This is a genomic window from Bradyrhizobium sp. UFLA05-153, assembly GCF_054185185.1.
This window is the reverse complement of the sequence record NZ_JBBIAM010000101.1, coordinates 1-14,059: the sequence shown is the minus strand read 5'-3', so window position 1 is coordinate 14,059 and position 14,059 is coordinate 1. Positions and strand designations below refer to the sequence as shown.

18 protein-coding genes are annotated in these 14,059 nt (G+C 65.2%); 14 read left to right on the top strand and 4 right to left on the bottom strand.

What is annotated here, in order from left to right:
* Positions 1-31: 31 nt before the first annotated feature.
* The 3 genes from Q2941_RS38540 to Q2941_RS38530 are packed head-to-tail and all read left to right on the top strand — an operon-like array spanning position 32 to position 2,645.
* Positions 32-1,138: an amidohydrolase family protein gene (locus Q2941_RS38540; RefSeq protein ID WP_458195751.1), complete on the top strand. Its 1,107-nt coding sequence runs from the start codon at positions 32-34 to the stop codon at positions 1,136-1,138.
* A complete protein-coding gene (locus tag Q2941_RS38535) occupies positions 1,135-2,235 on the top strand; it encodes an amidohydrolase family protein (RefSeq protein WP_458195750.1) in 1,101 nt (366 codons plus the stop codon). Before Q2941_RS38540 ends, Q2941_RS38535 begins: the two co-directional genes overlap by 4 nt.
* Positions 2,232-2,645 (top strand): Rieske (2Fe-2S) protein, encoded by a 414-nt coding sequence (locus Q2941_RS38530; RefSeq protein WP_027521882.1) that lies wholly within the window; start codon positions 2,232-2,234, stop codon positions 2,643-2,645. The genes Q2941_RS38535 and Q2941_RS38530 overlap by 4 nt, the downstream gene beginning before the upstream one ends.
* Positions 2,646-2,738: 93 nt before the next feature.
* Here Q2941_RS38530 and Q2941_RS38525 read toward each other — a convergent pair whose 3' ends face one another.
* Positions 2,739-4,706, bottom strand: coding sequence for a methyl-accepting chemotaxis protein (locus tag Q2941_RS38525; protein ID WP_458195749.1), 1,968 nt, complete (start codon positions 4,704-4,706; stop codon positions 2,739-2,741).
* A 272-nt stretch (positions 4,707-4,978) separates the two neighbouring features.
* Between Q2941_RS38525 and Q2941_RS38520 the strand changes: the two genes are divergently transcribed.
* Positions 4,979-5,548: a hypothetical protein gene (locus Q2941_RS38520; RefSeq protein ID WP_027521884.1), complete on the top strand. Its 570-nt coding sequence runs from the start codon at positions 4,979-4,981 to the stop codon at positions 5,546-5,548.
* A 26-nt stretch (positions 5,549-5,574) separates the two neighbouring features.
* Here Q2941_RS38520 and Q2941_RS38515 read toward each other — a convergent pair whose 3' ends face one another.
* The gene (locus tag Q2941_RS38515) at positions 5,575-6,540 is read right to left on the bottom strand and encodes a 2-hydroxyacid dehydrogenase (protein WP_458195748.1); all 966 of its coding nucleotides are present in this window, start codon (positions 6,538-6,540) and stop codon (positions 5,575-5,577) included.
* Between the two features lie 140 nt (positions 6,541-6,680).
* Here Q2941_RS38515 and Q2941_RS38510 point away from each other — a divergent pair, with 140 nt between their 5' ends.
* From Q2941_RS38510 to Q2941_RS38495, 4 genes are all read left to right on the top strand, one after another.
* Complete coding sequence (locus Q2941_RS38510; protein ID WP_027521886.1) at positions 6,681-7,049, top strand: YciI family protein; 369 nt, start codon at positions 6,681-6,683, stop codon at positions 7,047-7,049.
* Positions 7,046-8,335, top strand: a complete 1,290-nt coding sequence (locus tag Q2941_RS38505) for an RNA polymerase sigma factor (RefSeq protein ID WP_254109064.1) — start codon at positions 7,046-7,048, stop codon at positions 8,333-8,335. Before Q2941_RS38510 ends, Q2941_RS38505 begins: the two co-directional genes overlap by 4 nt.
* Positions 8,336-8,513: 178 nt before the next feature.
* Complete coding sequence (locus Q2941_RS38500; protein ID WP_458195747.1) at positions 8,514-9,050, top strand: SRPBCC family protein; 537 nt, start codon at positions 8,514-8,516, stop codon at positions 9,048-9,050.
* A gap of 24 nt (positions 9,051-9,074) precedes the next feature.
* A complete protein-coding gene (locus Q2941_RS38495; RefSeq protein WP_027521889.1) occupies positions 9,075-9,488 on the top strand; it encodes a VOC family protein in 414 nt (137 codons plus the stop codon).
* A 77-nt stretch (positions 9,489-9,565) separates the two neighbouring features.
* On the opposite strand, the gene Q2941_RS38490 is transcribed toward Q2941_RS38495, so the two are convergent.
* Both Q2941_RS38490 and Q2941_RS38485 read right to left on the bottom strand, forming a co-directional pair.
* The gene (locus Q2941_RS38490) at positions 9,566-10,003 is read right to left on the bottom strand and encodes a hypothetical protein (RefSeq protein ID WP_027521890.1); all 438 of its coding nucleotides are present in this window, start codon (positions 10,001-10,003) and stop codon (positions 9,566-9,568) included.
* Between the two features lie 112 nt (positions 10,004-10,115).
* Entirely contained in the window at positions 10,116-10,904 is a 789-nt protein-coding gene (locus tag Q2941_RS38485) for an SDR family NAD(P)-dependent oxidoreductase (RefSeq protein WP_458195746.1), read from the bottom strand.
* Positions 10,905-10,999: 95 nt separating this feature from the next.
* On the opposite strand from Q2941_RS38485, the gene Q2941_RS38480 reads away from it, so the two are divergent.
* The 6 genes from Q2941_RS38480 to Q2941_RS38455 form a co-directional block, all read left to right on the top strand.
* Positions 11,000-11,383 carry a cupin domain-containing protein gene (locus Q2941_RS38480; protein ID WP_458195745.1) on the top strand — a complete coding sequence of 128 codons (384 nt, stop codon included), beginning with the start codon at positions 11,000-11,002 and terminating at the stop codon, positions 11,381-11,383.
* 131 nt (positions 11,384-11,514) lie between these two features.
* Complete coding sequence (locus tag Q2941_RS38475; protein ID WP_254113475.1) at positions 11,515-11,931, top strand: YciI family protein; 417 nt, start codon at positions 11,515-11,517, stop codon at positions 11,929-11,931.
* A 66-nt stretch (positions 11,932-11,997) separates the two neighbouring features.
* On the top strand, positions 11,998-12,420 hold the full coding sequence (locus Q2941_RS38470; protein ID WP_027521894.1) for a YciI family protein: 423 nt from the start codon (positions 11,998-12,000) through the stop codon (positions 12,418-12,420).
* Positions 12,421-12,472: 52 nt separating this feature from the next.
* Positions 12,473-12,838: a hypothetical protein gene (locus Q2941_RS38465; protein ID WP_254109059.1), complete on the top strand. Its 366-nt coding sequence runs from the start codon at positions 12,473-12,475 to the stop codon at positions 12,836-12,838.
* Between the two features lie 167 nt (positions 12,839-13,005).
* Positions 13,006-13,746 (top strand): TetR/AcrR family transcriptional regulator, encoded by a 741-nt coding sequence (locus Q2941_RS38460; RefSeq protein WP_027521896.1) that lies wholly within the window; start codon positions 13,006-13,008, stop codon positions 13,744-13,746.
* Positions 13,747-13,867: 121 nt separating this feature from the next.
* Positions 13,868-14,059 (top strand): DUF2852 domain-containing protein (locus Q2941_RS38455; protein ID WP_458195744.1); only part of this gene is annotated, 192 nt, incomplete at its 3' end.

Sequence of the window (14,059 nt, the reverse complement as noted above, 5' to 3'; positions counted from 1 at the left end):
CCGCAATCGCGCGAAGCAACGGAGGCCGAAGATGAGAATACCGTTCGCAGGAGCGATCGATTGCGACCTGCATCCGCCCATGCCCAGCATGGCGCAGTTGCTGCCCTACCTCGATGATTACTGGCGCGACCAGATCACCAACCGTGCGATCGACCGCATGTCGTTCGCCATGATGAGCTATCCGCCGAATGCGCCTGTCAGCGCGCGAGCCGACTGGCGCGCGGCGCAGACCGGACGGAGCGAACTCGACACTCTGCGCACTGATGTCCTCGACGCCTTTGGTCTTTATTTCGGCATCGCCAATGTGATGCACGGCGCGATCGCGCTCCACAACGACGACATGGCGGCGGCGATCTGTCGTGCCGTGAATGACTGGCTACGCGCGGCATGGCTGGATCGTGAGCCGCGGCTGCGCGGCTCGATCCTGGTGACGCCGCAGGATCCGGCGCAGGCCGTTACCGAGATCGAGCGCCTGGCGCCCGACCAACGCTTTGTGCAGGTGCTGCTGCCGGTGATGGGCGAAAAGCTGCTCGGCCGGCGCGAGTTCTTTCCACTGTATGAGGCGGCAGAACGGCACGGGCTCGTCGTTGCCGTGCACGCGGGCAGCACCTATCGCTACGCGCCGACGATCGTGGGCTGGCCGTCCTTTCAGTTCGAAGATTACGTGGCGCAGGCACAGGCCTTCGCCAACCAGACGATCAGCCTCGTCGTCGAGGGCGTGTTCCACCGCTTTCCACGGCTAAAGGTGGTGATGCTCGAGTCCGGCGTGAGCTGGCTGCCGATGACCATGTGGCGCACCGACAAGACCTGGCGTGGTGCGCGGCCGGAAGTGCCCTGGGTCGACCGCTGGCCGTCGGAGATCATCCGCGAGCATCTGCGCTTCACCATCCAGCCGTTCGATGCGCCCGACGCGACGGCGGTTGGGCAAACGATCGACCGCATCGGTACCGATCAGGTGCTGCTGTTCTCCACCGACTATCCGCACTGGCAGTTCGACGGCGCTGACGTGCTGCCGGACGGGTTGTCGCCGCACTCGCTCATGAAAATCCTCGTGGCGAATGCGCTGGAAACCTATCCTCGTCTGGCGCAGGTCGCGACCACACTCGCCGCCGAGCAGGCGAAGGAGGACGTGCGATGAATGCACCTTTCATCGAACAGAAAGCCCGGCAGACGCTCGCGGTCGTCGATTGCGACATCCATCCGGCGCACCGCACACCCGGCGAACTCTTGCCCTACCTCGAGCCGCGCTGGCGTGAGCACTACCAGACACATGGCGTGCATGTGCGGCAGGCGCTGCCGAACGCGCTGATGTATCCGCGCATGATGGCTGGCGGCATGCGCGCCGATTCGCTTCCTGAGAATGGCGGCCCTGCGGGGTCCGATCTCGATCTCCTGCGCAAACAGCATCTCGATCCCGTCAATGTCGAGTTCGGCCTGTTGATGGCGCTCAGCAAGGGCGGCATGGAGGAGCGCAATCCCGGTCTTGCGGCGGCGCTGTCGCGCGCCACCAATGATTGGCAGATCGACCGCTGGGTGCGCGAGGAACCGCGGCTTCGCGCCGGCATCGTCGTGCCGCAGGAGTTTCCCGAGGCAGCCGTCGCTGAGATCGAACGTTGCGCCGGCGATCGGCGCTATGTGCAGATCATGCTGTCGTCGCGGCCGTCAGATCCGCTGGGCCATCGACGCTACTGGCCGATCTATGAGGCGGCGGAACGCGCCGGCCTGCCGATTGGCCTGCATCCGGTCGGCTACAATGGCGGCCATCCCTCCACCGGCTCCGGTTGGCCGACTTTCTATTTGCAGGAGCATTATGTCTTCGTGGCCTGCATGGAGGCGCTTGCCGCCAGCCTGATCATCGAGGGCGTGTTCGAGCGTTTCCCGAAACTGAAGGTCGTGCTGGTCGAGGGCGGGTTCGGCTGGGCGCCGGCGCTGGCCTGGCGCATGGACAAGCATTTCGAGAAATTCCGCAAGGAGGTGGCGCATCTCAAGCGGCGTCCCTCCGAATATCTGCGCGAGCACATCTGGTGGACGACGCAGCCGATCGAGGAGCCGGCGCAGTCGCGCCACATCGTCGAGATCATCGATTGGATCGGCTGGGACCGGCTGCTCTATTCGTCGGACTATCCGCACTGGGACTATGACAATCCGTCCTTTGCTTTCAAATTCCCGATGACCGAGGAGCAGCGCCGCAAGATATTCAGGGACAATGCGATGGCATTGTATCGCCTCACATGAGCCGCCATGTGGTCTGTCCGGCCGCCGAACTGCCGCCCGGCACGCGCAAGGTCGTCGTCATCGACGGGCGCGAGATCGGCGTGTTCAATGTCGAGGGGCGCCTGCACGCGCTGCTCAACCGCTGTCCGCATGGCGGGGCTGCGATCTGCTCCGGCGTTGTCACCGGCCTCAGCCAGTCGTCGGGTCCCGGCGACTACCGCCTGGAGCGCCGCGGCGAATTCTTGCGCTGTCCCTGGCACGGCTGGGAGTTCGACATGGCGACGGGCCAATCCTGGTGCGATCCGCGCCGCACCAGGGTGCGAAGCTTCGAGGTCAAACGTGAAGCGGGCGGCGATCTCGTGATGGGCCCCTACGTGGCCGAACGATATCCCGTGACGGTCGAGGATACCTATATCGTCGTCGATCTCTGACTGGGGCGAGGGGAGCTCTCTCCCCGGTGTCGTCCTTGGCGCGCTATGCGCCGCCCCTTTCGCGCTCCGCAGTATGCGCCGGTCAGCCGCCGACTACGCCGCCCGGATATGCGCGAGGAAGCGATCGACCTCGTCGCGCAGACGTTGCGACTGGCGGGAGAGCTCGACAGCCGAACCCAGCACCTCCTGCGCCGCCGACCCCGTCGCGGCGATGCCCTCGGTGACGCCGGCGATGTTTTGCGAGACCTCGCCGGTACGAGCTGCCGCCTGCTGGACGTTCTGCGCGATCTCCTGCGTCGCCGTACCCTGCTGGCCTACCGCTGCCGCGATCGCGGCCGAGATCTCGTCGACCTGCTGGATCGTCGCGCAGATCGACTGGATGCCCTGGACCGCGCCAGTTGTCTCGCCTTGCACGGCGGTCACCTGGGCGCCGATCTCCTCCGTCGCCTTTGCGGTTTGCGTCGCCAGCGCCTTGACCTCGGATGCCACCACCGCAAAGCCTCTCCCAGCTTCGCCGGCGCGTGCCGCTTCGATCGTTGCGTTGAGCGCGAGCAGATTGGTCTGGCCAGCAATGCCATTGATGAACGAGACGACATCGCCGATCTTCTGTGCGGCATCGGCAAGGCTCTGCACGCGCGCATTGGACTGCCGTCCGTCGCTCGCGGCGCGGCCGACGACCTCGGTGGCAAGCGCGAGGCGGCGGCTGATCTCGGTCATCGATGACGACAGCTCCTCAGCGGCGGCTGCCACCGTCTGGACGTTCTCCGAGGCCAGCGCCGAGGCCGACGAGACTGCGCGCGTCTGATGTCGCGATTGCTCGACGATGTCGGACATTGAGCGGGCCGTCTGCTCCATCTCGACCGCGGCCGACGATACCGTGTTGACGACATCGCGAATGCTGGCCTCGAAATTGTCGGCGAGCGCTGCAAAGGCGCGCCGCTTCTCCTCTTCGGACTGCGCCTTGGCTTCAAGCTGTTCGGCCTGGAGGCGGTTGAAGCTGACGGCGTTGTCGCGGAACACCGCGACCGCCTTCACCATCGCGCCCACCTCGTCATTCGATTTGCCGAGGGGAATTGCGACGTCGAGCCGTCCGTCCGCGAGTTCTCGCATCGCCGAGGTGATGGACAGGATCGGTCGCGAAATGCTCCGTGCGATGAGGTAGCCGACGATCGCGGCGAGCACGAGCCCGAGGGCGGCGATGCCGAGCGCGAGCCATCGCGCGCGGTCCAGGGACGCCTCATACTCGGCATTGTCCATCACCAGCTCCACCGCGCCGAGCGGCTTGCCGGAAAAATCCTTGATCGGTCCGAGCAGCGCGGCCACCGGCGCGCCGTCGAGCTTTGCTTGGCGGACCGTGAAGACGCCTTCGGCCGCGCGGCCGTAGTCGGCAACTTCGAAGAAGGTCTGTCCCTTCAGCGTTCCGCCGAATAGCCTGAAGCCGCTGCCGTCGGCGAGATGGAAGGCGACGTCGACGTGGCGATTGGACTTGAAGTCGTCCAGAAAGGGCTGGCCGAAGGTCAGCCCGAACTCGACGGTGCCGAGATGCTTGCCGTCGTGCGCGATCGGTACCACGCCGCGGATGCCCAGCCCGGCCTGGCCGCCTTCGAGGCCGACGACCACCTTGCGCTCCTGGTTGGCGATCACGACGGTCTTGCGGAAGGAGGAGAGGTCGTCGCCAAATTTTGCCGCCTGATGCACACGCAGGAACGACGTCGCCGGCGGCACGTGAAACTGGAATTGATCGACGCCGTAGTCCGACTTGGTGGCGGCGAAGACCGGTCCGAACAGGCGCACCAGCATGTCGCGGTCCTGCCCTGCCATGGCCTCCTGCGTTGCCGGCATGGCGGCAACGACGGCGCTCATCGCCGCGGCGCGGCGGGATTCCTCGGCGATGCGTGATTGCAGGGCATCGTAATGGCTGCGCAGCTCGCGCTGGTCGGCGCGATCGATGATGCCGGAGATGATCCACATCGCGCCGAGAACGGCGAACAGGGCGGTCGCAGCCGCCGTAACCGCCAGGGCGACCGTGATCCGCATTCTGAGCCCAAGGGTCGCCCGCATGTCCTGCTCGTTCCTTCCATGTTGGTCAAAAACGACTATCAATTTCCTGCTAAGAGAGGGTGAACAGGGAGGGACGCGGCTCTGTGCCGCACAATTCGGGAGACGGTTGGCGTCAAAGCACCCGTCCCGGACAAGCGCAGCGAAGCGGAGCGCCGATCCGGGCGCCCCATAACCACGTTGCGGCCCTGCTTCTCTCAGGCAGGCGCCGGGCGCAGTTCTGGCTTTCGCGATACCGAAAGCGTATAGTTTCAGAACACTCGATGGTGTCACGAATGTTCAGTTTCGCACGTGGTTTGGCTCTCGCACTGGTCCTGGTTGCGCTCTGTCTGGGCGAGCGAACGGCCCATGCCCAGGCCGCCCCCGTGCCCTACATGAACTCGGGCTGGCTGATGGGCTGGAGCGACAATCCGGCTTTCGACGCCAGCGATCCGCAGTCCAAGTTCCCAAAGGGCTGGTTTCTCAGCAGCTCACGCGGCAGCACGGCGTGGAGCATGAATGGCTTCGATCAGGCGAGGGCGTTCGGCAATTACGGCTCGCTCTCGTCCGAGGGCGTAAGGTTCGGCTACAACTTCACGAATGCGCCGGTCACGATCTATACCGGCTTCGACACTTTGAAATACAATCTCGGGACCGGCGGTCCGATCACGCCCTTCGACTCCACCTCGCCGACGCTGCCGGGCGGCTATCGCGCCAATGCGGGAATCGAATTCCGCCCGACGTCGAATCTCAGCCTGTCGTTCGGCGCGAGCTTCACCCAGCAGTCGTCCGGACTGGTCGACAGCGACATCAATTCGCCGCTGCCGCCCGGCGCATCGCCGCTAGCTTTCGGCGCTCGCCGCTAGGGCAAAGACGCGCGTCGGCCGGCGTTTCAATATCCGCGCGCCCGATCCACCACATTCTCCAGCGCGGAGCCGGCCTCGAAACGCGCGATCTGCTCCGCGACATAGGCCGAGATTGCATCCGCATCGGTATCGGCCGCGTTGTGCGGCGTCACCACCACCTTCGGATGGCTCCAGAAGCGGCTCGCCGCCGGCAGCGGCTCCTCGACGAACACGTCGAGCGAGGCGGCACCGAGCGTGCCGTCGTCGAGGCAGGCGAGGATGTCCTCCTCATTCTGCAACCCGCCGCGGCCTGCATTGATCAAGACCGGCGCGCCGAGCGGACTGTTACGATTGAGCTTCGTAAAGACCTCGCGGTTGAGGATGCCATGCGTCTGTGGCGTCAGCGGCAACAGGCAGACCAGAATGTCGGTCGCGCGCAGGAACGCGTCCATCTGGCCCGCGCCGTGGAAAGACTCTACGCCATCGACGCTTCGCGGGCTACGGCTCCAGCCCACCACGCGGAAGCCGAGCCGGCGCAGCACGTCGGCCGCGTCCGCGCCCAGCGTGCCGAGCCCCATGATGCCGACCGTGACCGCGTTCGCCGGCCATTGGTGTTTCGGGTCCCAGGCTTTCTCGCGCTGTGACTGCCGCAGGTAAAGCTCCTGTCGATGATGCATCAGCACGTGAAGCACGACATATTCGGTCATGCGTCCGGTGAGATCGGGCACGGCGACGCGGACCAGCGGTACGTCCGGCAGGCTCTTGTCCGCCATCAGCGCGTCGACGCCGGCGCCGAGATTGAAGATCGCGCGCAGGTTCGGGAAAGACTTGAGATCGCCCGGAACCGGCTTCCACACCGCGGCATAGTGCACCTCGGCCGGGTCGAGCTCCGTATCAGGCAGCAGCACCACGCGCCGGTCGCCGCAGACCGCTTCAAAACGCGCTTTCCAGCGTTCCGGCAGCCAGTTCTGCTGCTTGCTGTTGATCAGGAGTGCCAGCGCGCCCTTAGTCATTCGTCATGTCCCATCGAGTTCCCGTTCAGGGCCCTCCTTGGCACGAACGCGCGGACATTTCCTGCAAAAAATTTCCGCAAGTCGTGTCGGGGCAGGGCATAGTGCATCGTCTTCATAATAAGAGAAAACAGGACGTACCCATGCTCTATGCCATCCTTTGCTACCACGATGAGGATTTCGTCGGCTCCTGGAGCAAGGAGCAGGACGAAGCCGTGATGAAAAAGCTCGCCGTGGTGCAGGACAAGCTCACCAAGCAGGGACGCCTCGGTCCCGTCGCGCGGCTCCTGCCCACCACGGCGGCGGCGACGCTGCGGAAGGAAGACCCGCCGCTGGTGCTCGACGGTCCCTATGCCGAGACCAAGGAGCAGTTGCTCGGCTTCTACATCGTCGATTGCAAGAACCTCGACGACGCGCTCGACGTCGCGCGCGATCTCGGCGCGGCCAATCCCGGCGGCGCCTATGAGGTGCGTCCCGTCGGTGTGTTCAGGCCGGGAGGGAATTTGACGTGAGCGAGACCGATGCCGCCTGGATCGAGACCGCGCTGACCTCGGCGCGGCCCCAGGCGGTGGGCGCGCTGCTGCGCTATTTCCGCGATCTCGATACCGCGGAAGAAGCGTTCCAGAATGCCTGCCTGCGCGCGCTGAAGACCTGGCCGCAGAACGGGCCGCCACGCGATCCCGCAGCCTGGCTGATCATGGTCGGCCGCAACGTCGCGATCGACGAGGTACGCCGCGCGCGCAAGCAGGAGCCGTTACCCGAGGACGACCAGGCGATCTCCGATCTCGACGATGCCGAAGGGAAGCTTGCCGAGCGGCTCGACGGCTCGCACTATCGCGACGACATTTTGCGGCTGATGTTCATCTGCTGTCATCCGGATCTGCCGGCGACACAGCAGATCGCACTCGCACTGCGCATCGTCTCCGGCCTCACCGTGAAGCAGATCGCGCGCGCCTTCCTGGTCTCGGAAGCGGCGATGGAGCAGCGCATCACCCGCGCCAAGGCCAAGATCGCCGATGCCGGCGTGCCGTTCGAGACACCCGGCGCGGTCGAGCGCGGCGAGCGGCTCGCAGCCGTTGCCGCGATTGTCTACCTGATCTTCAACGAAGGCTATTCGGCGAGCGGCGACACCGCCGAGATCCGAAAACCCCTATGCGAGGAGGCGATCCGGCTGGCGCGGCTGTTGTTGCGGCTGTTTCCAGGCGAGCCGGAGATCATGGGGCTGACCGCGCTGTTGCTGTTGCAGCATGCGCGCAGCGCGGCGCGCTTTGCAGCCGACGGCTCGCTGATCCTGCTCGAGGATCAGAACCGCTCGCTGTGGAGCAGCACCATGATCGCCGAGGGGCTCGCGCTGATCGACAAGGCGATGCGCCATCGCAGGAGCGGGCCGTATCAGATCCAGGCGGCGATCGCGGCGCTACATGCCCGCGCCGCGACGCCCGAGGAAACCGACTGGGCGCAGATCGACCTGCTCTATGGAGCGCTCGAGCTCGTGCAGCCCTCTCCGGTGGTGACGCTCAACCGCGCGGTCGCGGTCTCCAAGGTGCGCGGCGCGGAAGCAGCGCTCGCACTGATCGAGCCCCTAGCGCCGAAGCTTGCCAACTATTTCCACTTCTACGGCGTGCGCGGCGCCTTCCTGATGCAGCTCGGCCGCAACGACGAGGCCCGCGTCGCCTTCGACCGCGCGATTGCGCTCGCCAACACCTCGGCCGAGGCCGCCCACATCCGCATGCATCTCGATCGCCTGATCAGGGACAGCCAGCCAAAGGCGTCCAAAGAGGGCGCGAAGGCGAAGTGATGCCGTTGGGGTCATTCGGGGGCGATGCGAAGCATCGAATCCGGAATCTCGGGATTCCGGGTTCGGTCCTGCGGACCGCCCCGGAATGACACCAAAAAGTCGGCGAGAAAAATTCTCCCCGCACCTGTCGGTCTCGCACCGCTCCCTTCGTCCTTAGGCCAGTCGAAGGGAGCCCGTCATGCTGAAAGCTGTTGCCATTATCGCCCTTGTGCTTGCCGCCGGCATCGCCGGCATTCTGGTCTTCGCCGCCACCAAGCCGGACATGTTTCGCGTCGAACGCACGCTCGCCGTCAAGGCGCCTGCCGATGCCATTTACCCCCTGATCGCCGATTTCCAGCGCTGGACGAGCTGGTCGCCCTACGAAGGGCGCGATCCCGGCATGAAGCGCACCTTCGGCGGGACCGCGCAGGGCGGGGGCGCGACCTATGCCTGGGACGGGAACAAGGACATCGGCGCCGGACGAATGGAAATTCTCGAAGCGAGCACACCGTCGAAACTCCGCATCAAGCTCGATTTCGAGCGTCCGTTCGAAGGTCACAACATCGCCGAGTTCACGTTTGTGCCGCAAGGCGGTGCAACACTGGTCACATGGGCGATGTACGGTCCGGCCCCGTTCCTGTCCAAGCTGATGCAGGTGTTCGTCAACATGGACAACATGATCGGCAAGGATTTCGAGACCGGCCTCGCCAATCTGAAGAAGCTCACCGAGAAGTAGAAGCCTCACGTCAAGGAGAGACACATGCTCAATCCATACCTGTTCTACCAGGACAAGTGCGAAGCCGCGTTCAACTATTATGCGCGCGCGCTCGGTGGAAAGGTCGAGGCGATGCTGCGCGCCTCCGACGCCCCTCCGGAGATGCCGGCTGCACCCGGCCGCGAAAAGACCATCATGCATGCGCGCATGTCGCTTCCCGATGGCAGCGTCCTGATGGCCTCTGACGCGCCGCCGGAGCATTCGCAGAAGCCGCAGGGCTTTGCGATTTCGCTGACGATCACCAACGTGGCCGATGCCGAACGCAAGTTCAACGCGCTCGCCGATGGCGGCACCGTCACCATGCCCTTCAGCAAGACGTTCTGGGCCAAGGGCTTTGGCATGTGCATCGACCAGTTCGGCATTCCCTGGATGGTGAACTGCCCGGCGGAAGGGATGTGATCCCGCAATTCGATCTGCTGCCACGCGCACGCTGCGTTCCCTTCTCCCCTTGCGGGAGAAGGTGGCGCATTCGATTGTCACCTGCACCGTGGATAGATTGCGGCGAGGTCGCGGCCCTTCAGCAGCAATAGCCGCGACGTCAATCCGCCGCGGCTTCTGATCCAGTCGCGCACCGGTGCCGGATAGGCCGCTAGCACCGCCTCGGAGGCCTCCGGCTCGGCATAGAAGCGGCCGCTCCGGTCAACCGAGCGGGCGGCGTGGAAGCCGAGCACCGCGCGCCTGGTGACGCAGATGCGCTCGCCGGGCACCAGACTCAGCACCAGCGTGCAGGCGGAGAGGCAGGGCCCGTCGATCACCACGCGCTCGCCGGACTCGCGCACCTGGTCGAACAGTTCGAGGAACGGCCCAACTCGTCCGCCCGGTGACTGGATGATGCGGATCTCAGCGGACGCGGGCGAGGCGACCAGCAATGCGAATGAGAGCATCCACGCCGTGACCAAGGTGATGCGTCGCATGCAGTGCTCCACAGGCTCGATATCGTAGGCTGGGTTAGCCGAAGGCGTAACCCACCATGCCGAGAGAGATGCGGTGGGTTACGCTTCGCTAACCCACCCTACGCAGCGGAACCTACCCGTTCCTCCGCTGTCCGCGCAGCGTCGGCAGGCCGATGCCTGCTGCATCGAAGCCGCCATCGACGGCCAAAATTTGGCCGGTAATGTAGCTCGATCGATCCGAGCACAGGAAAAAGATCGCCTCCGCGAGTTCCTCTTCCAGGCCATAGCGGTTGAGCGGGATGGCATCGTGATAGTCGGCGCGGATCTCCGGCGTGTGCACCTCTTTGGCCATCGCGGTATCGACCGGTCCGGGCGCGACCGCATTGACGCGGATGTTGAGCGCGGCGAGCTCGACCGCGAGCTGCTTCGTCAGATGCGCCAGCCCCGCCTTGCTCGTGCCGTAGGCTGAGCGCAGCGTCGAGGCGCGCACCGCCGAGATCGAGGTGATGTTGACGATGGCGCCGCCGCCGGCCTCGCGCATCAGGGGCACCGCGGCCTTGGTGCCGATGAAGGGTCCGGTGAGGTTGACCTCGAGCACGCGACTCCAGTCCTTGTCCGACGTCTCCATCAGCGGGGCGAACACCGCGATGCCGGCATTGTTGACGAGCGCATCGAGCCGGCCGAAGCGCTGTTCGACCGCCTTCATCGCCGCACCGACCGCCGCGCTATCGGAGATGTCGCAAGTCAGCGCCAGCGTCGTCTCGCCCTGGCCGATCGCGGCGACGGCGTGCGCCAGCAACTCTCCCTCGATGTCGAGCAGCGCCACGCACCAGCCCTCTGCGAGGAATTTCCTGGCCGTCGCAAGGCCGATGCCGCGCGCGGCTCCGGTGACGAGGGCAACCTTTTGCTGGCTTGAAGTCATCTGCTAATCTGTCCTGTACCCGAAACGCCGGCCACCAGGGCGGACGGTCTTCGCGTCTTTTACTGCGCTTTCGCCCCCGCAAGAAAGGCCTCCGCATGCAGCCCACCGATCCTTGCGCGCTGGAAGAGTGGCGGCCAGGCGTCAAGACCCGCATGCTGGCGTCGGCCCGCACCGGCGCCACCGCGCTCTGCATCTTCGAGCAGTGGGTCGACCCCGGCGCCGGCGCGCCGACGCACAGCCATTTCGTCGAGGAGGTGCTGACGGTGCGTGAAGGCGAGGCCGAGATCTGGCTCGAGGAGACGCGCGCAAGGGTGATCGCCGGCCAGTCGGTGCTGGTGCCCGCCGGGCGCAAGCACGGCTTCCGCAACGTGGGAACCGTGACGCTGCACGTCCACGCCGTGCTGGCGTCAGCGATCTTCGAGGCGCTGCCGGACGGCGGAAGCGAGATGACGCGGCGCTGGGAACCCGTCTCCGGATGAGGCTTACGCCTTCCGGCTGTCACCTCGCAAAAAATCTCCCTGCGCCTGTCGGGACCGCAACGCCCGGTTCGTCTTATTCATGAGCGCCGGTGATCGCGGCCTGACATCAAGGAGAAAGCGGAGCAATGACGATGCGTTTCATGGTGATCGTGAAGGCCAACCGGGACACCGAAGCGGGCAAGATGCCGTCGACGGAGATGCTGGCCGCCATGGGCAAGTTCAACGAGGAAATGGCGAAGGCCGGTGTGATCGAGGCGGGCGAGGGCCTGCATCCGACCGTCAAGGGCGCACGTATCGGATATGGACGCGGCGAGACCAGCGTCACAAGCGGCCCGTTCGACCTCTCTTCCGACCTGGTTGCCGGCTTCTGGCTGATCAAGACCGCGTCGCTGGATGAGGCGCTCTCCTGGATGAAGCGTGCGCCGTTCGAGCCCGGCTCCGAGATCGAGATCCGCCAGGTGTTTGCGGCGGAGGATTTCGGCGAAGCCTTCACGCCCGAGCTGCGCGAACAGGAAGAGCGGACACGCGCGGCAGCCGCGAAGAGTTAACCCCATCGTCATTCCGGGCCTGCGCCTCACGGCATCCCGGAGTAACGAAAAATAAGAGGATGCCCTATGCGATTCATGATGCTGATGATCCCGCTCGGCTACGAGACCGCGCCGAAGGACGTTCAACTCGATCCCGAGCGCGTCGCCGCCATGATGCGCTACAACGAGGCACTCCAGAATGCCGGCGTTCTGATCACGCTCGACGGTTTGCATCCGCCCTCGGCGGGCGCGCGCGTCTCGTTTGCGACCGGCGAGCCGATCGTGACCGACGGCCCCTTTGCCGAGTCCAAGGAAGTCTTGGGGGGCTACTGGATGATCGAGGTCGCTTCGCGCGAGGAAGCGATCGCCTGGGCGAAGAAGTGCCCAGCCTCGCCCAACGAGATCATCGAGATCCGCCAGGTTCAGGAGATGGCCGACTTTTCGCCTGATGTGCAGGAGGCGGCTGCCGGCTTTGCCGAGCTGCGGAAAGGCAGCCAATCCGGCCGCTAGCCAGCGCGATTGCCTTTCGTCAAAGCGTTAACGCAACGGAGGAGTGAAGCTCATGAGCACCAACGACACCTATCTCGCCGTCTTTCTCGGCAGCAAGGAGAGCGCGAAGATGGCCGCCTGGAATGCGCTGCCGGAAGCCGAACGCAAGGCGAAGGAGAAGGAAGGCATGGCGGCGTGGCATGCCTGGGTCCAGAAGCACCAGGGCGCGATCCAGGCCATGGGAGGCCCGCTTGGCAAGACCAAGAAGGTCGACGCCAGGGGTATCGCCGACATCGCCAACGAGATGGGCGCCTTCACCGTGGTCAAGGCCGCCTCGCACGAGGCCGCGGCAAAAATGTTCGAGAACCATCCGCATTTTGCGATCTTCCCGGGTGAGCGGGTCGAGATCATGCCGGTGCTGCCGATCCCCGGCGGTTAGCCGATCTTCGGACACACCCACACGTCATTCCGCGTTTGCGCTTTGCGCCCCCCGGAATGACGGTGTGCCCGGCCCGGAATGACTGCGTAACCGTGGAAATTACGGGGTTAATCAATCCCCGCCCGCGCTAGTGACCTTCGCGCCCGGCTCATGTAAAAGTCATTCACATGAGCTGGCGCAAGGACGAGCAGCGCCGCGCCGAGCGCGGCTATCATCACGGCAATCTGAAGGAGGCGTTGCTCCAGGCAGCGCTGGGGCTGATCGCCGAGAAGGGCGCGGCCGGCTTCACCTTTGCCGATGCCGCGCGGATGGCCGGCGTCAGCCCGGCCGCTCCCTACCGGCATTTTCGCGACCGCGACGAGTTGCTCTCTTCGATCGCCCAGCGTGGCTTCGAGCAGTTCGAGGCGCGCCTGACCGCCGCCTGGGACGATGGCCGCCCGGACACCGTCACGGCGTTCGAGCGCGTCGGCAAAGCCTACCTCGCCTTCGCGCGCGAAGAGCCCGCTTTCTATTCCGCAATGTTCGAATCCGGCCTGCCCGTCGACGCCAATCCGGCACTGATGGCAGCAGGCGAGCGCGCTTTCGGCGTCATTCGTGCGGCTGCAGAGCGCCTCGCAGCGTTGACGCCGCCGGGTACGCCGCGGCCGCCGGCGATGATGATGGCGCTGCACATCTGGTCGATGTCGCATGGCGTCGCCTCGCTGTTCTCCCGCGGCGATGCCGCCCGGCGCAAGCTGCCGATGACGCCGGATGAGCTGCTCGAAGCCGAGGTGCTGATCTATCTGCGCGGCCTTGGCTTCCCGATCGACCGTCGTACGGCGAAAGGCGCGGAGCCGCCGCCGGTGCCGCCGGAGGCATCCTCCGGTTCGGCCACCTCTCCGGGCGGCCCCTGGGGCAAGCTGAAATAAAGTTGCGCAAATAAATCGGCGGGCCTGTCTGGTGGCCGGCTTGACAAAACCGCGGGATCGGCTACCTATGTAAATGTTATTTACATTCACAACGGCGTGACAGCCGTGATGGAGATGGGAAATGGCCTACACCGCTGATGTCAATCGATGGCGCGGCCCCTCGGACGACCCCTACTACCGCCCCCACATGCTCGATACGCCCTGGCATCCCGGCTGGATTGCCGTGACCATCCTGGGCTTCATCATCTGGTGGCCGATCGGGCTTGCCCTTCTCTTTTTCACACTCGGGAGCAGAAGAATGTCGTGCTGGAGC